This window comes from Nocardia sp. NPDC049149 (genome assembly GCF_043197455.1).
Taxonomy (GTDB): Bacteria; Actinomycetota; Actinomycetes; order Mycobacteriales; family Mycobacteriaceae; genus Nocardia.
The window spans coordinates 55,320-73,594 of sequence record NZ_JBICTD010000019.1; the positions used below are offsets into that span (position 1 = coordinate 55,320).

Here is an 18,275-nt window from a genome sequence, read left to right on the forward strand (position 1 = left end):
TCGGTACTGTTTCGCGCGCACGGGGGCGATCTCCGGACGGCCGGGGAACGTCCTTATGTCATCGAAATATCAGGCAGGGCCAGTCCCGCGCCTGCTGCGGTGGCCCTCACGTCTCGGACCGAAATCATGGGGTCAGGTCAGGCATCGCATGGTTTCATGGCAGGGTGGATATCCGAGGCATCGATAATGTGCTGGTTCCCGTAGGCGAGCTGACCGCGGCGGTGGAGTTCTATGCGGACCGTCTCGGGCTGTCGGTGCGGTTCACGGTGCCGGAGCGCGGGATCGCGCTGTTCGGGATGGCCGCGGAGACACCGGGGATCATGGCGATGGTGGATCCGGCGGCGGGCCATGGTGCACCGCCCGCGATGCGCGTGTGGCTGGAGGTGCCCGATGCCAAGGCCGCTGCGGCGGAGCTCGAAGGGCGCGGTGTCGAAATGCTCACCGCGCCCTTCGAAGTCGCCACCGGCTGGAGCGTGGAGGTGGCCGACCCGTGGGGCAACGTGATCGGGCTGACCGACTACGTCAAGCGCCCAGAATTGGCCCGCCCCGGGTACTGAATTACGGTGCGACCGAGCTGTAGTCGGCGAAACCCGTCGGGTCGTGGCGTCCGATGCTGGCGTGCTCGAACAGGCCCCCGACTCGCCGCGTTGATCCCCTGGTGGCGTCATGCGTCGAGCGGGCGGCAGGCTTCGCGTAGGTGGTCGACTTGACGGTCGGCGAGGTTCCAGCCGTGTGAATGTCCCCGGTACCAGCCGATGGACAATCAGCCATGCCACTGGGTTCAGTGCTGTGTGGAGCGGTAACGAGCAACACGCCCGAGGCGTGAGCGGGGCTCGCGGCGTGGATGCACCGAGCGACCAAACCGCGACGTCCACCGACGCCGTTTGGTACTAGTTGCGTCGCGCGCGTGCTCGTATAGAACCAGCTGACGTTCGGTTGGACGATATCCATCATGTGGTGAATTGCACCTCTCCGCAGCAAGCCTTCCTGGCACTGTGCCTCTTGTGGTTGTGAGCGCCTCGCGGGAGAGCACACAGTGGCGCTGCCCGAACGGGCATCCAGCATCCGGGGCGTCCAGGCTGTTGTCGAGTAGGGCAATTCGCGGCGGACGCCTGATCTAAAGTCGGCTTCATGACAAGGTCTGTTCGGAAACCGGTGCCGTTCTCGATCGGCGAGGTGGCCAGGCGGTTCGGGGTGGCGGTGTCCGTGCTGCGGTGGTGGGAAAAACAGGGTCTGCTGATGCCCAGTGGTCGCGAGTCTGGGCGACGGCGGTACGACGAGGCGGATGTGCGGCGGATAGCGCTGATTCAGCTGTTGCAGGAGACAGCGCTGATGAGTCTCGAGGAGATCCGCACGGTGCTGAACGGCGAAGACCACTCGGGAGGCTGGCGGCAGGTTGTTCAAACGCGCCTGGACGCCTGCGAGGAGCAGCAGCTTCGATTACAGGCGGCCCAGGCCTATCTGTCGCATGCGTTGGCATGCCAGCGCGACGACCTGGTAGACGGCTGCCCGTATCTCTCCGAGGAGATCGACAACTACCTGGAGTCTATCGGTGACCGTTCTGGTGATCAGGCACAGAAGGCGCAACATCGGCCTCGGCGACGCTCCGAAACATTGAACAAACTGTCTGCGGACAGGTGGAAGGAGGGCACGAAGTCGTCATGATCATCGTGGCAGCCGTACTTCGGCTGCCACGGCACTATCGGCGTCGTAGCCGTAGAGCCAGTCGAACCGGCTCAGAGTGAACCCGCGCATGACCATGTCGCGAGCGCGTTGCCTGATGCCGTCCGGCAACTGGAACATATTGCCGTTACGGACGGATTGGTGCTGGACGGTCGCGGTGCGGGCGCTTCTGGCCCGCTCATACCGACGAAGTGCGTCCGGCGCGCTCGCCTTGCTCGCCCCTTCGAGGCAGCGGCCCAGCACCCAGGCGTCCTCGATTGCTTGGGCCGCACCTTGGGCGAAGAAGGGCAGCATGGGGTGTGCGGCGTCGCCGAGCAAGGTCAGCCGTCCCAAACCAATCTTTGCGAGGGGTGGACGGTCGAAAAGTGGTAGTCGAAGAGTCGTCGTCGCGGCCGAAAGGATCGTATGCAGCTCGGGATCCCAGCCGGCCAGCGCTGCGGCGAATTCCTCGATCGGGCCTTCGCGAGTCCAGGATTCGGTGTCCGCGTCCGGGGCAGGCAGCGCCGCGGCCAGGTTAAGCAGCCCACCTCCAGATACTGGATAGCAGACAACATGTTTGCCCGGCCCGAGCCACATCCGCGTCGCGGGCGGCTCGGCCAGGTGCGCGAGAGAATCGACAGGGACCAGGACGCGCCATGCGGCCTTACCGGAGAAACGAGCTGCGCCGGAATGCAGGAGCCGACGCAGCTCGGAGCCCAGACCGTCAGCGCCTACAACGACGTCCGCACGCTGAGCAGTGCCATCGTCGACCAGGATGAACACACCGTCATCGTCCTGTGTCACGCCGATACAGCGATGACCCGGACGGATGACGCCGTCAGGTAGGGCATCGACGAGCGCACGGTGCAGATCGGCGCGGTGAACCGTGTAGTACGGGGCGCCATAATTTGCGGCCACATGGGCCCCAGCGTCGATACCCTTTATGACCTTTCCCGAGTTCCACCGACGGATTTCCATCCGGGCCGGCTCGACGGCCACGGCGGCGAGGGCCTGCGACAACCCGAGACGGTGCAGCAGCCGAGAGGCGTTCGGCCCGATCTGGACTCCAGCCCCTACCTCACCGAGCTCGCTGGACCGTTCAAAACACACCACCTCGTGCCCGGCACGCCGCACCGCGAGCGCGGCACTGACACCGCCGATACCCCCTCCGACGATGGCCACCTTCAATTGCGACGCCACGAACGTCTACCTTCTTTCGGCACGGTTGGGATCCATACCTCGACTATGTCAGCTGAAGTCGACTTCAGGTCAAGCTCGATGCACGCGCGGTTCTACATCACGAAAGCCCTTGTCCCGGGCCGAATCCGCGTCCGATTGCGCCAAACGATCCGAGGCGCCGCTGCGGTGCCACGAACATCGACACCAACTCGACCATCTCGGGCCGGTCATGATCAACCACCCTGCCATGCCGATCGGTTTGCCCTCCTGCAGGAGCTGCTGCGAGGGCTGTTTCGTTGTCAGCTGCGTGGTAGTGGTTTGACGAGATGGACGACGTGGTAATCGCCTGCCGGAGTTCGCTCGAATCCCGGTAACCGAACCGATCATAGACGCGCAAGTTGTCGTGGGCGTGCTCGCCGACGAATAGCCTGAGTTCGGTAATCTGTTCCGGCACAGAGGTTTCGGTTGCCAAAAGCAGGGTTGATCCAAGGCCGTCTCCCTGTCGGTCCGGTGCGACGGTCATACGGCCGATCCGCCCGATCCGGCCGTCCAGCAGGATGCGGATGGCCGCGACGAGACGCGCGTTCTCACGGATCCCGAGGGCCATGATGTCGGGGCGGGCGAGCTGACCGAGCAGGTCCGGCAGCGTCTGTGTCAGTGGTGCCAGGTGCACATCGTTGTGGGCTCGGGCTTCGGTCACGTAGGCGGCTCGCTGGAGGGTGAGGATCTCTCCGGCATCTTCCGCGCCGAGGGCGATGACCTTCGTGTTCGAGTTCACCTGCCAGCATATGGCTCGCGTCCAGCCAATTTCCGGAGTCGATCGTGCGCTCGTTGCGCGGCAAGCACACCCATCCGGCTGCTCACTGATCAGTGATGCCCGATCCCAGGTCGAGTGCAAAACGCGGTGGCTCCCTTAATGAGCGCACCACGTCCAGACCGGCCATGGCGACCGCGTCCGTGTGCTCGGTGGCATGGGAAACCGCGTGCCGCACTACCGAATTCGGCGGCCAACACCTCGCGCGCCACCACTGGCCAGCCAGCGGTACCGAGGCAGATGAACCCTACACCCACCCGGGGCGTACACAGCGAACGAGTTCGGCCACCGCCTGCTGCGGGTCGGTGGCGAAGATGATCATCGCATTCTTCGCACGATGTCCGGCAACGATAACGTTGCTACGCCGGTCGGATCGCCGTGACGAGCTGGAAGGCTCCGTTGACTCGGCTGACGCGCGGTTCGCCGAAGCCGGCGGTTTCGAGCAGGGCGACGAGTTCGGTGTCGGAGTGCAAGTGCATGCGCTTGGCTACCAACGGTGGTACGGCGGAGCGGGGAGGTTCGGGTGCGACGGTATGCAGCACCAGGCGGCCGCCGGGTGCGAGAACTCGGCGCAGTTCGGAGAATACTGGCGGGGCGTCGACGAAGAACAGCATGTTCATCGCCGTCGCGCAGGTGAATCGGCCGGGTGGCAATGGCAGGGCCGCCGCGTCGGCTCGGAGTACCTCGAGCCTGGCTTCTCGCACCGCGCCCTCGTTGGCGGATATGGTGAGCGCAACCATGTCGGCGCTGTGATCCACCGCGGTGACATGGCAACCGGATTCGAGTGCTAACCCGGCGAACGTGCCTCCACCGCAGCCTATTTCGAGTAGCTGGTCGTCGGCGGAGAGCTGCAGTGCCGCGAGGGTGTCGCGGAAGATGTCGTGGTGGGATTTCATGTCCCGCCACATCAGTCGGGCGAAGGGGCCGCGCGGACGACGCAGCATGTGGTCGATGAACGCGTCGATGAGAGCCAAGTCGTTCCTGTCGTGAGTGGTCGGCGATCGAGTCAGATCTCCGTGCGTGCGTCGATCCGCATGTCCCCGAACACGCTTCGGCGCGACAGCGGACGCGCGAGCACACCGTGCGGATATGTCGGTGCGGTGGTAGACGCCTCCCTCAACCGGTCGAGTTGATGGTCGTCGAAATTCAGCGTCATCGCGCCGACATTGTCCTCGAACTGCTGGCGTGTGCGAGCGCCGAGAATCGGCGCGGTGACCATGGGTTGGGCCAGCGTCCAGGCGAGGGCGACCTGCGCTGGTGAGCGTCCTAGCTGACGGGCGACGAGACGAACAACGTCGGCGAGCGCCAAGACCCGGTCGGTGAGTCCGTCGCCGGCGAGAATCAGGTCTCTGCGGGAGCTTCCCACGGTGGGGCGCTCGGTGTTCGATGGTAGATCGGCTCGGGTGTACTTGCCGGTAAGCACGCCGCCCGCGAGCGGTGACCAGCCGATCACCCCCAGGCCCAGTTCTTTCGCCATCGGCAGCAGGTCGTGCTCAGCGGTCCGCTCGGCAAGGTTGTACTCCAATTGCACTGCAGTCAGCGGCGTCCAGCCGCGCAGGTCGGCGATGGTCTGCATGCGCGAGATCTGCCAGGCCGGCGTGTTCGACAAGCCTACGTACAGCACCTTGCCCGCGCGCACCAGATCGTCCATGCCGCGCAGGATCTCGTCCACTGGGGTGCGGTCGTCCCACATGTGCAGGTACAGCAGGTCGAGGTAGTCGGTGCGCAGTCGACGCAGGCTGGCCTCGACGGACGCACGCATGTTCTTGCGGTGGTTGCCGCCGGAATTCGGGTCGGTGAGCCGGCGCAGCATGGTGTACTTCGTCGCGAGTACGAGCGATTCCCGGTTGCCCGTGGCGAATTCGCCGAGCCATTCCTCGGCGGTGCCGTTGGTGTAGTTGCTCGCAGTGTCGAGGAAGTTGCCGCCCCGGCTGACGTACGCGTCGAAGATCCGCCGGGCCTCATGTTTGTCAGCGCCCCAGCCCCAGTCGGTGCCGAAGGTCATGGTGCCCAAGGCCATCGGTGACACCCGCAGGCCCGACCGCCCCAGAAGTCGGTAGCCGTCCAAACTATTATTGAAAATCGTTGTCATTATCGGTTAGTGTAGATGCGATGGATACGGGGAGCAAGGGCTGGATATGGTGACAATTGAAAATGAAGTCCGGCGTTGCGCGGCAACGGTTCTCGGAATCGATGCGAGCGAGATCGACACGCGACGTCCATTGCAGGAGCATGGTCTGGATTCCTTCCTCGCCGTCCGCTTACACCTGAGACTGGCCGAACGGACGGGGGTGCGCGTTCCCCTCGAGTCCTTCGTGGGAGCCACTCTCGAATCTTTGGCCGATGCGATCGAGCAGCGCAGTGCCGCGGCGGAATCCGCGCCCGACGACAGCGCCCCGGCAGCAGAGGTCAGGGCAACCGAGTCGGTCGAAGAAGAGGAGCTGACTCCGATTCAGGTGTCCTATTGGGTCGGCCGTGAGCCGGGCATGCCCTTGGGTGGGGTAGCGACCTTCTACTACTTCGAATACGACCGCGATCCAGAGCGATTCGTGAGAGCCGATGCCGCGGCCGAGATCGAGGCGCTGGAGACTGCGTGGAACACGGTGGTGGGCCGGCACGACATGTTGCGGGCGGTAATCACCGACGACGGCAGGCAACGGGTGCTGCCTCCGGGGCGGCACTACCGGATCGAAATCACCGATCTGCGCGATCGCGGGCACGAGGCCACCGCCATACTGACGCGGCTGCGGCAGGAGAAGTCGCATCAGGTGTGCGACACCACGACCGGACCGTTGTTCGACATCCACGCCGCCGTGCTGCCATCCGGTGCGTTGCGGCTGTTCGTGGGCTTCGACATCATCATGCTGGACATGATGAGCTGGATAGTGCTCATGCGGGAGTGGGGGCAGTTGGTCGCGGACCCGGACGCCGCACTGCCCCGGTCGCAGGCCTCATTTCTCGGTGTTCTCCGCGATCGCCGGGTGACCGACACCGCCCGCAGGGAACGCGATCGCGCCTACTGGCAGGAACGCGTAACCGGCCTACCACCCGGCCCGCGCTTGCCGTACGCCGTTGCGCCCGAGACGATTCGCGCCGCCCGCTTCCGTCGCCACGAGGCCCGGCTCAGCCCCGCGCACTGGTCGGCGCTCACTGCGCGGGCCGCGCGGCGGGGAATCAGCCCCACCGCGGTCCTATTGGCGGCCTTCGGTCTCACCTTGTCCCGTTGGGGAGCCACCGAGGCGTTCTGCCTCAACACCACCTTGTTCGACCGGCCGGACGCCGAGGCCGAGACCCGTGATGTAGCCGGGGATTTCAGCACCACCGCCCTGGTCGAGCTGCCCACGCCGAATCCTGGCGGATGGCGGGGGTTCGCCGATTTCGCGCGGCGCGTCAATACCCGGTTCTGGGCCGATCTGGAGCACCGCTCCTTCAGCGGCGTCGAGGTGCAGCGCACCCAGACCGGCGATCTCACCCCGCGTTATCCAGTTGTGTTCACCAGTGGTGTGGGGCTTGGCCAGGCCGAGAGTCCCGCCGCTGGTTGGCTGGGTGACGAGGTCTTCGGCGTATCGCAGACGCCGCAGGTGGGCCTCGACCACATCGTGTGGGACGAAGCGGGCGGATTGCGATTGGCGTGGGACGCTGTCGAAGAGATCTTCCAGCCCGGCTTCGTCGCTGACATGCTCACCGCGCACATCCGCCTGCTGCGCTCTCTGGCGGACCATGACAACGCCTGGGACAGTGCCGGATTGAGCTGGAACCCGCATTTCGAACCAGTGCGGCCGTTGCCCAGCGGCCACGGTGCCGGGCTGATAACGGACCCAGCGCACCGGCAGGTCGTCGCACGCCCCGAAGCCGCCGCTCTATTCACCAGCGCCGGCTCGCTCACCCACGCCGAACTGTCGATGCGGGCGCGGGCGGTGGCCTCGAAGTTGATCGCGGCTGGGGTTCGGCCGCGCGACCGGGTAGGGGTTCTCGCCGCCAAGTCGGTCGAGCAGATTGCCGCCGTGTTCGGAATTCTCTGGGCAGGTGCCATTTTCGTGCCGATCGAGCCGGACTGGCCGGAATCGAGGATCGCCTCGGTCTGCCGTCGCGCCGGAATCACGCACGCTCTGACGGGACCGGCGGCATCCAGCAAACTACCTGAGACAGTCAACGCGCACTGGCTCGACGAGGCTGCCGGGTCGGCAGACGCCCGAAATCCGGTCGCGACGGCGCAGGACGATCTCGCCTACATCATCTTCACCTCCGGGTCGACGGGCGAACCGAAGGGGGTCGCGATCGAGCATCGCGCCGCCCGCACCACCATCGACGACATCAACGATCGATTCGGCATCGGTACGGATGATCGCGTCCTCGGCCTGTCGGCGCTGAGTTTCGACCTGTCCGTCTACGACATCTTCGGCGTGCTCGGGGCGGGTGGGGCGCTGGTGCTGCCCGATGCCGATCGGCTGCGCGATCCGGGCCATTGGTGTGACCTCGTTGCGGCGCATCGGGTTACCGTGTGGAATACAGCGCCCGCGCTGGCCGAAATGCTCGTCGAATACGCCGAGACTGATCCTGCCGCAGCGGCCCAGCTGCGTTCGCTGCGGGTACTGCTGTTGTCGGGTGACTGGATTCCGCTGTCCTTGCCGCAGCGGCTTCGCTCGGTGATCGGCGAACATGTGCGCGTGATCAGCTTGGGTGGCGCGACTGAAGCCGCGATCTGGTCGATCTGCTATCCCATCCGGGAGGTCCCGCGCGAGTGGACCAGCATTCCCTACGGCCGGGCGTTACGTGAGCAGTTCTTTCTCGTTCTCGACGACGACGGAAACCCGTGTCCGATCGGCACACCCGGTGAACTACACATCGGCGGAGCCGGTTTGGCGCGCGGATACATCGGCGACGACGAGCAGACCGCTCGACGTTTCTTCCGGCACCCGCAGTTGGGCGAACGACTATATCGCACCGGGGATTTGGGCAAATGGCGGTCCGACGGCACCATCGAGTTTCTCGGCCGCGCCGACCGGCAGGTCAAGATTCGCGGCCACCGTATCGAATTGGGCGAGATCGAGGCCGTCCTCACCCGGCATCCGGGGATACGCCGGTGCGTGGCCGCCGCGATGCCGGGTCCCGATGATCGACCGCAACTGGTGGCCTATCTGATAAGCGGCGAAACACCGGTGAACATCACTGAACTCACTGCGCATGCGGCGCGGCACCTGCCGCAGTACATGGTCCCATCCCGGTGGGTGCCGCTGGATGCGGTGCCGTTGTCACCGAACGGCAAAGTAGACGTCTCGAGGCTGCCGAACCCGTTCCACCGCAATGGTTCAGGGACATCCGCCGGCACAGCGAACAACGGCTCCCCCGCTCAGGTGGCCGGGAACGGGCCTCTCGCGCCCGAGCAACACACCACGGCGGTCGAGGTGGCGGGTACACCGGAGGACGAGTGGCTGCTGAGCGCGGTACGGCACGCCGAGGCACACGGACTGACGCTCACACTGCGCGCGGAATCCGGCACCGGCACAATCGAAGACAACGCCATCGCGTGGATCGAACGGCTCCAGGCCGCCGCCACCACACTCGGTCTCGACGCCCATGCCCACTACGGCGACGCCGTCGAGCTTTCACTCACCACGCTCCCCTCTGCCACCCGCGCCCACCTCGAATCCGTTGTCACTCAGGTCTTCATCGACCTGCTCGGCCCTGACGTGACCCCCGCCACCCCGTTCCACGACCTCGGCGCCACCTCCCTGACCCTGGTCCGCGCCCATCGCAGACTGCGCCATCTCACCCCGGCGCTCACGGTGCCCGACCTCTTCACGCTCGGCACGGTCCGCCGACTGACCGCCTGGATCGCCGAGCACGCCGACCCGAACAAGGCCAAGCGCGAATCGCAAACGCTGCGTGTCGATCTCACCGACGCGACCGCACGCGGACGCCGACGTCGCGGCCATCGAACGAAAGCGAGCCTCACCGATGTCGTTCACTGACACCGTACGGCGGCTGCACGGCGGATTGCGCCGAGCGGCCGACCGCAGGCAGCGGTTCACTGCCCACACCGAACACCAGATCGGCACCCCCACTGAGATACGCGTGCAGATCGGACGGCACGCCCTCGTGGTCGACGAGCCCGTAGCCGCGGGCGGCAGCGACGCCGGTCCCGACCCTATCGGGGTGGCGCTGGCAGCGCTCGGATCTTGTCAGGCCGTCACATATCAGTTCCATGCGGCGCGACTGGGTATCGACATCGATTCGCTGACAGTCGATGTCAGCGGCGACATCGATCTCGGCCCGGTCTTCGGACTCACCGAACCCGCCCAACCCGGTCGCATCCAGGTGCGCGCCCGGGTAGGCGGCCCGGCGGACCCGGCTCGCTATCGCGAACTGCATCAGCTGGTCGAGGCGTCCTGCCCGGTGCTGGCCATGATCCGCGGGCAACTATCCGTGGACTCGGAAGTGGAGATCGAATCGTGAACGGCGACAACACCGATACCGAGAATGCCTGCGACGACAATGCCATCGCCATTGTCGGTATGGCCTGCCGGTTCCCGGGTGCACCTGACCTTGCCAGCTACTGGGATCTGCTCACCTCGGGCCGGGAGGGGCTGACCCGATTCGAGGATGCCGAGCTGGCAGCACGCGGAGTCCCCGCCGAACTGCGCGGGCACCGCAATTACGTGCCGGTCGGGGCGATCATCGACGGGCAGGATCAATTCGATCCGGAGCACTTCGGCATCACCCCCCAGGATGCCGCCCTGCTCGATCCGCAGCTTCGGCTGCTGCTGGAGTGTGCGTGGGACGCCCTGGGCGACGCCGGACACCGCAGCGGCGCTTGCCTCGACGCGGTGGGAGTATTCACCGGAGCACAGCGCAGCGACTATCTCGAGCACAACCTGTCGGCCTACCGCGAAGGCGCCGAACGCGATCCGCTCGGACGGCTGCAGGCGGAGATGGGCACACTCACCGATTACTTCCCGCAGCAGCTGGCCTACCGGCTCGGGCTGGCCGGGCCCGCGATGGCAGTGCAGGCGAGCTGCGCGACCTCACTGGTCGCGGTGCACCTGGCGGCGCAGTCGCTGCTGTCGCAGGAGTGCGATGCCGCGCTCGCCGGGGGTGTGTCCCTGATCGTGCCGCAGGGGCGCGGATATCTGCATGTGCCCGATGCGATCTTCTCCGCCGACGGGCACACCCGGTCCTTCGGCGCAGGCGGTACCGGCATCGTGCACAGCCAGGGCGCAGGCGTCGTGGTGCTGCGGCGGCTCGCGGACGCGCTGACCGACGGCGACCCGATCTACGCGCTGCTGCGTGGCAGCGCGGTAAGCCACGACGGCAGTGGCAAGGCCGGATTCACCGCACCGTCGGCGGCCGGGCAAGCGCGGGCGATCGCAGAAGCGCTCGCTGTCGCCGATATCGCTATCGATGCGGTGGATATGATCGAGGCACACGGAACCGCGACCCCGCTGGGCGATGAGATCGAACTATCGGCTCTTGCAGCGGTTTTCGCCGACCGTGTGGTGCCCGAGCCGATCACGCTCGGGTCGGTGAAGAGCAATATCGGTCACACCAACAGCGCGGCGGGCATCGCTTCGCTGATCAAAACCGCGCTCGCGCTGCGGCATCGGCGCATTCCCGCGACGCTGCACGCGCAGCCCACGCACCCGAACCTGGATCGTCACCGCAGACTCTTCGACATCCCCCATCACAGCCGCGAGTGGCCCGAGCGCAACGGCACCCGCATCGCCGGGGTGAGTTCGTTCGGCATCGGCGGTACCAACTGTCACATGGTGCTCGAACAAGCTCCAGTACAACAGGATTCGGCCGATTCCGACCCGCGTGCACAGCTGCTGCTGGTCTCGGCCGCGACGGAATCGGGCTGCCTGGCACAGTTGGAACAGGCCGCCACCGGTGACATCGCGGACGCTCGCGCCGACTACGCCTATACGGTTTCCCGCGGGCAGCATCCGGAGGCCGGCTGGCGTGCCAGCGCACTGCTCACCGAATCGGACTCGGGCCTGCGGCAGATTGCCATCGGGCCGTTGCCGTCCAGGCGGCCGGAGATCGTCTTCGCGTTTCCGGGTGCGAGCGCGCAGTATCCGGGCATGGGTGCCGGGTTGTACCGGGATGAGCCGGTGTTCACGGCCTGCGTCGACGAATGCGCCGAAGAATTCCTTCCGAGACTGGACTACGACATCCGGGAAATCGTCACCGGTCGCGCGGCATTGGCTGACGTCGACGAGGTGCGCTACGGACAGCCTGCCCTGTTCGCGGTTTCGCTGGCCATGGCCTTCACCTTGCAGGACTACGGTATACAACCCGACGGCGTGCTCGGCCACAGCCTCGGCGAATACGCCGCCGCCGTGGTCGCCGGCATACTCAGTCTCACCGATGCCGCCCGCCTGGTCGCGGTCCGATCCCTGGCGCTGGCCGAAACCGCGCCTGGCGCGATGGCAGCTGTCGAACTCGGAGAGCAGGACGTGCGCGCGGCACTGGCTCGCCATCCTGACGTCGCGTTGGCCGCCGTCAACGGGCCAGAGGCCTGCGTGGTATCCGGCCCGATGCTGGCCGTCGACGCATTGTCCACCGCGTTCGGCCGTGCCGGAATCTCCACCAGCAGGCTGCGAATCACCGCAGCCCTGCATTCCCCCGCCGTGGCCCCGGCAGTGCAGATCCTGCACGACGCGGCGGCGACCGTCTCCCTCGCACCCGCCACGCTGGCCTTCTACAGCACGCTCACCGGTCGGCGGACCCGATCCGTCGATGCCGAGCACTGGGCGCGGCACCTGCGTGAACCGGTGCGCTTCGCCGCGGCGCTGGACGCCGCGACGGCCGCAGGTCCTACGACTATCGTTCACATCGGGCCGGGCAGTTCACTGGCCACACTCGCGCGGCGCAATGCGCCCGAGAATCTGCACACCGCGCTGACCACCCTTCCGGATGCTGCCCAACGCGGCGACCCCGCCGCGGACCGAGCCGCCCTACTGAGCGCGGCCGGTGAACTGTGGTGCGCCGGTACCGATCTCGACGTCGACGCGATGCACCGCCGTCGCAGACGGATCCGCCTGCCCGCCCATCCCTTCCAGCGCCGCCGCGTATGGATCGACCCGCCCGCCAATCACGAACCGGTTACTCCCTCGGTGACCGAAACAGCCGACCACCATGGCACCACACCCAGACCAACCGGAACTTCCAGCCAGGGGCGGAGCAACTCCGGCACCAGCGCCGCGCCCGATTTCGACGACGCTGTTGCGCATATTCCGGACAACGGCTCGCAGGTCGGCGAGCCCCGCCACCCGAGCCTGAAATCCGACGAGGTGATCTCCGACCTACCCGAAACAGCGCTCCGCGCACGGACCCTTGGCGCGGTGCCGGCACCCCAGACCACCGATTCCGGAACCGACGAATCTATTCCGGTGTCTGCCGAGGTGATCGACTGCTCAAACGAGATGACACTCGCCTCGTCGACACCCACCGAGTCACTGGGCGGCCGGGCCGTGCTCGCGGACGCACACCCGTTCGCGAATTCAGATGAACACGCGGTCGCTGAGCTGTGGGAACAGCTGCTTGGCGAGCAAGTGACCCATGGCGAGGCGGACTTTTTCGCGCTCGGCGGGACCTCCCTGGCGGCGACCCGCATGCTGGATCTGATCAATGGGAGGGAGCGGACCGATATCCGGATGCGGGAGTTGCTCACGCAATCGACCGTCGCCGCGTTCTCCGGGCTGCTCCGGCAGCGACGTCCATCCGCACCGAGTGCGCCCCGATCAGATTCGCTTACGAGAGAAAGAACGGCGATCGAGCTTCTCGAATCGCCCGCCGCGTCCGTCCTACATGAGGACAGTGTCACCTTCCCGCTCACTCGAGTGCAGCACGCGTACTGGGTTGGCCGTTCGGGCACGTTCGGGCTCAGCGACGTGGCCTGCCACATCTATCTCGAATATGACTGTGCCGACCTGGATCTCGAACGCTACGAGCGAGCCTGGAATCTGGTGATCCGGCGCCACGAGATGCTGCGCGCCGTCATCACCGAGGACGGTCGCAATCAGATCCTGGCCGAGGTGCCACAATTCCGGATTCGCCGCCACGACCTCACCGCGCTAGCAGGCGAGACGCGCGAGGACACCCTGGCCGATCTGCGGCGGCGGCTCTCGCACCGAGTGCATCGGCCCGACCGCTGGCCGCTGTTCGATGTGCGCGCTGCGATCCTGGACAGCGCCACCACCCGCATCTTCCTCGGCATCGACGCGCTCATCAGCGACGCAGGTAGCTTCCTCATCCTCGACCGTGACCTGCGCCGGTACTACGAGGACCCGGCGGCCATCTTGCCGCCGTTGCCTACTCGGTTCGCCGATTACGTCGCCCACACACAGGCGCGCGTCGACAACGCGGATCGACAACGGGCAGCGGACTTTTGGCGGCAGCGCATGACGGATCTGCCCGGCGCGCCCGCCCTGCCGACGCGCCCACGGACTCAGACCCAGCCATGGTTCGCCCGCAGGGGCGCACGGCTCGGGCCCCAGGAGTGGCAGGGACTGCGGCGGCTCGCCGCCGAACACGGCGTCACTCCGTCGGCGGTCCTGCTCACCGCTTACGCGGATGTGCTGGCGGCTTGGTCCGGAGACGAGCGGTTCACGATCTCGCTCACGCTGGTGGACCGGCCCGTCACCCTGCCCGGAATAACCGGCGCAGTCGGCGATTTCACCACCCTGCTGGCCCACGAGGTGGACCGCACCAATGGTGGTGATTTCGCGATACGAGTGGCGCGCACCCAACGGCAACTGTTCGACGATATCGATCATCGCGCCTATTCGGCACTCGATCTCCTCTCCGAGCTTTCCACCCGCACCGGCGAACGCCGGCTGCTGCCAGTGGTGTTCACCAGCGCCCTCGAGGTCGCCGACCTGGTCGGCGGTGCACCGGATCTGGAGTGGGCGGGCAGGATCGTGCACGGTGTCAGCCAGACACCGCAGGTGTGGCTGGACCACCAGGCCTTCGTGCAGACCGACGGCCTGCAAGTGCAGTGGGATGTGCTCGAGACCGTCCTCGATCCCGCGGCTGCCGACACCGCGTTCGCCTCCTATGTCGCCTGGCTGCGCAGGCTGGCCGCGGACCCACTGGCCTGGACCGCGCCTGAGGCGGCCGTATCCCCGGTCGACCGGGACGAGGACGTGGCCGAGGCGGTCACCGCCATCTGGACCCAGGTGCTGAATCTCGAATCCGCCGCTGTGCAACCCGATTCCACCTTCGTTGCGCTGGGAGGTGACTCGGTGCTGGCGGTGCGGATGGCCACTATGGTGCGCGGGCGGCTCGGTGTCGCGGTGCCCGTGGTTGACCTCGTCGGTGACATGACTTTCGTCGACCTGGTCGCTCTCGTCGCCGAACGCCGCACCGGGACCGCGATCACCGCGATCGAGCTGTCCCGACAGGCCGATCCGGCCGCGCCGTTCCCGCTCACCCCGTTGCAGCAGGCGTATTGGGTGGGCCAGCAGCACGGTTATGCGCTCAGCTATGACTCGGCCCACAACTACGTAGACTTCCGATTGACCGGTATAGATCCGGCCGCCGTCGATACGGCGGTTCGCCGCCAGGTGGAACGCCAGCCCATGCTACGGGCGGTCTTCCTGCCCGATGGCACTCAGCAGGTGCTGTCCGTCAGCGATCCGCGCTTGGCCGGCCAACCCGTCGCGCACCTCGATCTGCGCGCAGCGACCGTCGGCGAGGCCGATGAGCGAGTGGCCGCCATCCGCGCGGAAATGCAGCGCACGGGACCGGGAATGGATCCGTGGCCATTCCAGGTCACCGCCGTCCGGCTGCCCGGTGACGAGCTCAGCCTGCACATCGTGTGCAGCCTGCTCGTGGCCGATGGCTGGTCGGTGCAGTTGATGTTCACCGAGTTGTTCACCTATCTCGACGACCCCAATACGATGCTCGCGCCGCTCACCGCGCATTTCGGTGACTATGTCGAGACCATCTCACATCAGCGCGGCGAACCGGAATGGCAGGCGCAGCGGGACTGGTGGTGGGATCGGATTGGCGATCTGCCACCCGCTCCGACATTGCCGCTCGCGGTGCCGTTCGATCAGGTCCGCCCAGATACCTTGGAGCGCCGCGAATTTCGGGTTACCGGTGAACGCATGACGGTGTTGCGCGATCGCTGTGCCGAATACAACCTCACCCCGACCGCGGTCTTCGCGACTTGCTGGGCGCTGGCCCTGGCCAGGCTGGCCGGGCATCGCCGGTTCCTGCTCAATGTGTTGTACCTCAACAGATTGCATCTCCCCCGCGATCTCGACCACGCCATCGGCCCGTATGCGGGGACCGTACTGCTCGATATCGCGCTGCCCGCGCGGGCCGACTTCGTCACCGCCGCCCAGCACGTGCAGGAGGCTACCGCCACCATGCTCGATCATGGGCAGGTCACCGGCGTGGAGGTGCTGCGGGAACTGGGCCGTCGGCGGCGGGACACCGCACCGCAGGCGCCGGTCGTCTTCCACAGCACGCTCGGGCTGCACCCGCCGGGCGGCACTCCCGATACCGTGCAGGTGCGCGACTTCTACCAGCGTGTCCGCACGCCGCAGGTTGCTTTGGATATGCAGGTTTTCCAATGGGATTGGGACGACTCGGTGATGGTGAACCTGGACGCCGTCGCGGAACTGTTCCCGCCCGGCGTGCTCGACGCCCTGTTCGCCCAGGTGCACGAAACCGTCGACGCTCTCGTGGATCGGCCCGAAACCTGGACGGCGACAACTGATCTGCCCGAAGCCGAACAGCCTGCCCGACCCGATGATCCCGTCCCGGCAGCGCTCGACGGCCCGCCCGCGACTGCGACCGAACGTGCCGTCGCCGAGCTGTGGACCGACCTGCTGGAGATCTCGGGCGGCATCCACCGTGGTACCGACTTCTTCACCGCCGGAGGCGACTCCGTGCTCGCCATTCGGATGCTCAACCGGCTGCGCGGCGAGCACGAGCTCGGGTTGACACCGCGCGAATTCCTCGCCGACCCCACCCTGGCGGCCGTGGCCGCCGCCGCACGAGACGATCGCCGCGAGGCGGCGATCCCACGCGATTGTCTGGTCCCGCTGCGCGACGGCACCGGACGGCCCCTGTTCCTGATCCACCCCACTGGCGGTGACGTGCTGTGCTACGTCGATCTGGCGCGGACTCTGGACACCCACGCACCGATCATCGGCATCCAGGACCCGGCACTGGCCGGGGCCCCAGGCCCGGAGACCGTCACCGAACTGGCACAGGTTTACGAGGGTGTGATTCGCGCGCACCAGCCCACCGGCCCGTACCGGATCGGTGGCTGGTCGATGGGCGGCATCATCGCCCACGAGGTGGCCCGGCGACTGTGCGCGGCAGGTGAGACAGTCGGAGCGCTGGTATTGCTGGACGCAAATATCGCCGACCGGATCCACCACGTCGACGGTTACCAGTTCTGGACCCGCTATCTCGGTTCACTGGCGGCGTTCCTGGATTTGGATGTCGAAACGAATTCGATTGGAACGGACTTCGACCGGCTGCCGGACGACGAGCAGCGCGCTGAGATCCGCCGACGGCTGGCCGCGGTGGGGTTGGCTGAGCGTGGTGACCAGGCCGACCAGCGATTGGTGGAGGACATCTTCCGGCGTCATCTGCGTGCCCTCGGCATGCATCGCACCGGCGCGCTCGACGGCCCGGGACTCGAGGTGCTCCTGGTACGGGCCGACCAACGTGCACCACACAACTCCGGGGTGGGCATGGGTGTCGACGACTGCGGTGATCTACCGGACCTCGGCTGGGCGGCGCACACCGGCGTCGCGATCGACACTCGGCCCGTAGCGGCCCACCACTACGCCATGCTGCGCCGGCCTGCCGTGGCCACGGTGGCCCATCTGGTGTCGGAACTGCTCGCGACCCTGGATGATTCGGAGAAGCCGTGACCGACAACTATGCCGCCGCGGCGGAGTTCTACGACCTGATGGCCATCCCGTATATGGCCTCCGTGGAACCTGCGTTGACGAAGCTACTGACCGGGGTGGACACCGTAGCCGGACCGGTCGTCGACATCGGCGCGGGCACCGGCCTGTCCACCATGCTGATCGCCGACGCCCTGCCCGACGCACGGATCATCGCGGTGGAACCTGCCCCCGCCATGCGCGCGGTGCTGCTATCTCGGTTGGCCGCCCGTAAGGATCTGCGAGAGCGAATCACCGTGCTGCCCCACGGATTCCTCGAAACCGGACTGCCGCACATGTGCGCGGCGGTGGTCGCACTCGGCGTGATCGGGCATTTTGATACCGCTACCCGGCCCTGGGTGTGGTCGACCATCGCGGAGGCGCTGGTTCCCGGTGCGGACGCGATCGTGGAGATTCAACGCCCTGGGCGCGTGGAAATCTCACCGGAACGCCGTTACACCAGCGCTCAAGCGGGCGAGCTGCGCTACGAGGGCTGGAGCCGTGCGGACCCGATGGACGCCGACTCGCTGCGGTGGCGAATGACTTACCGCACCTACCGCGGCGACCGACTGGTCCGGGAAGTCGTCACCGACCACCACGTCTGGCCCGCCGACATCGACCGGCTCACCACCGAGGCCCGCGCGGCGGGCCTACACCGAGCCGACTCCGATCCGGCCACCGGCCTGGTGCGTTTCACCCGATGA

10 protein-coding genes are annotated in these 18,275 nt (G+C 66.6%); 6 read left to right on the forward strand and 4 right to left on the reverse strand.

Annotation, left to right across the window (positions count from 1 at the left end):
* Positions 1 to 188 precede the first annotated feature (188 nt).
* Together ACGFNJ_RS42825 and ACGFNJ_RS42830 are read left to right on the forward strand one after the other, a co-directional pair.
* Positions 189 to 557, forward strand: coding sequence for a VOC family protein (locus ACGFNJ_RS42825; RefSeq protein WP_393462184.1), 369 nt, complete (start codon positions 189 to 191; stop codon positions 555 to 557).
* 598 nt (positions 558 to 1,155) lie between these two features.
* Positions 1,156 to 1,665 carry a MerR family transcriptional regulator gene (locus ACGFNJ_RS42830; protein ID WP_393462186.1) on the forward strand — a complete coding sequence of 170 codons (510 nt, stop codon included), beginning with the start codon at positions 1,156 to 1,158 and terminating at the stop codon, positions 1,663 to 1,665.
* Here ACGFNJ_RS42830 and ACGFNJ_RS42835 read toward each other — a convergent pair whose 3' ends face one another.
* From ACGFNJ_RS42835 to ACGFNJ_RS42850, 4 genes are all read right to left on the reverse strand, one after another.
* On the reverse strand, positions 1,666 to 2,844 hold the full coding sequence (locus ACGFNJ_RS42835; protein WP_393462248.1) for an FAD-dependent monooxygenase: 1,179 nt from the start codon (positions 2,842 to 2,844) through the stop codon (positions 1,666 to 1,668).
* Positions 2,845 to 2,959: 115 nt separating this feature from the next.
* Positions 2,960 to 3,619 (reverse strand): GNAT family N-acetyltransferase, encoded by a 660-nt coding sequence (locus ACGFNJ_RS42840; protein ID WP_393462188.1) that lies wholly within the window; start codon positions 3,617 to 3,619, stop codon positions 2,960 to 2,962.
* A 395-nt stretch (positions 3,620 to 4,014) separates the two neighbouring features.
* Positions 4,015 to 4,629: a class I SAM-dependent methyltransferase gene (locus ACGFNJ_RS42845; protein WP_393462190.1), complete on the reverse strand. Its 615-nt coding sequence runs from the start codon at positions 4,627 to 4,629 to the stop codon at positions 4,015 to 4,017.
* A gap of 32 nt (positions 4,630 to 4,661) precedes the next feature.
* On the reverse strand, positions 4,662 to 5,747 hold the full coding sequence (locus ACGFNJ_RS42850) for an aldo/keto reductase (protein ID WP_393462192.1): 1,086 nt from the start codon (positions 5,745 to 5,747) through the stop codon (positions 4,662 to 4,664).
* 46 nt (positions 5,748 to 5,793) lie between these two features.
* Here ACGFNJ_RS42850 and ACGFNJ_RS42855 point away from each other — a divergent pair, with 46 nt between their 5' ends.
* The 4 genes from ACGFNJ_RS42855 to ACGFNJ_RS42870 are packed head-to-tail and all read left to right on the forward strand — an operon-like array spanning position 5,794 to position 18,275.
* Entirely contained in the window at positions 5,794 to 9,627 is a 3,834-nt protein-coding gene (locus ACGFNJ_RS42855) for an amino acid adenylation domain-containing protein (protein WP_393462194.1), read from the forward strand.
* Positions 9,614 to 10,111, forward strand: a complete 498-nt coding sequence (locus ACGFNJ_RS42860; protein WP_393462196.1) for an OsmC family protein — start codon at positions 9,614 to 9,616, stop codon at positions 10,109 to 10,111. The genes ACGFNJ_RS42855 and ACGFNJ_RS42860 overlap by 14 nt, the downstream gene beginning before the upstream one ends.
* Entirely contained in the window at positions 10,108 to 17,556 is a 7,449-nt protein-coding gene (locus ACGFNJ_RS42865) for a beta-ketoacyl synthase N-terminal-like domain-containing protein (RefSeq protein WP_393462198.1), read from the forward strand. The genes ACGFNJ_RS42860 and ACGFNJ_RS42865 overlap by 4 nt, the downstream gene beginning before the upstream one ends.
* Positions 17,553 to 18,275: a class I SAM-dependent methyltransferase gene (locus tag ACGFNJ_RS42870; protein ID WP_393462200.1), complete on the forward strand. Its 723-nt coding sequence runs from the start codon at positions 17,553 to 17,555 to the stop codon at positions 18,273 to 18,275. The genes ACGFNJ_RS42865 and ACGFNJ_RS42870 overlap by 4 nt, the downstream gene beginning before the upstream one ends.

Bases quoted from the DNA above. Each gene is read 5' to 3' on its own strand.
- ACGFNJ_RS42850 (WP_393462192.1), bottom strand. From the start codon at position 5,747: ATGACAACGATTTTCAATAATAGTTTGGACGGCTACCGACTTCTGGGG.
- ACGFNJ_RS42860 (WP_393462196.1), top strand. From the start codon at position 9,614: ATGTCGTTCACTGACACCGTACGGCGGCTGCACGGCGGATTGCGCCGA.
- ACGFNJ_RS42855 (WP_393462194.1), top strand. From the start codon at position 5,794: ATGGTGACAATTGAAAATGAAGTCCGGCGTTGCGCGGCAACGGTTCTC.